Source organism: Myroides odoratimimus, assembly GCF_030326305.1.
GTDB lineage: Bacteria > Bacteroidota > Bacteroidia > Flavobacteriales > Flavobacteriaceae > Flavobacterium > Flavobacterium odoratimimum_A.
In genome coordinates this window covers 1-620 of sequence record NZ_JACAKB010000092.1, presented here as the reverse complement: position 1 = coordinate 620, position 620 = coordinate 1, and the positions used below count along the sequence as shown (strand labels likewise).

At 34.7% G+C, this 620-nt stretch carries 1 pseudogene; it reads right to left on the bottom strand.

Annotated elements, in window-relative coordinates:
* Positions 1 to 620: pseudogene (locus HX049_RS18420) on the bottom strand (hypothetical protein); the annotation flags it as partial.

Genomic DNA, 620 nt, shown 5'->3' with positions numbered 1-620 from the left:
ATAATCTCATTACTGGCATCTACCCATACTACTTCTCCGTTCTCATTAGTAATCAAGATTTGTTTCTTTCCTCCTGGTTGTACTTTTTCTGGAGTAATTGCTCCTGGGGCAATACTTAAAGTCATTTCTTTTAAAACTGCATCTGCTAATTCTGCCTTGTCATTGATTAGAATATCACTTCCTCCTTTAATAGCAGAAGGTGTACCTTGAGTTATCTCTATTTTAGTGATAATATTCTCGATTACTTCTTGTAGGTTATCTCCCTCTATAACAGTTGAGCTGTTGTCAAAATAAATAGAATTGGCACGGGTACTGATAGTCATTAATGGAGTGTCTTTGTGCTCTCCATCAAAGAAGTCATAAATACCTTTCTCTTTTCCTTCTCTCTCTACAATGCTTAAAGTATTGGCATTAAACTTTACAGCTAAATCTTTATTTAAGCTACCGTCTTTGTTTATTGCTTTCTCATTGTAGTACTCGAAAGTTCCGTTTTCTTTATCTAGTAATACAGTAACAGTTTCATTATTCTTTACTGCATCTATAATGATCTCATTACTGGCATCTACCCATACTACATCTCCGTTCTCATTAGTAATCAAGATTTGTTTCTTTCCTCCTGG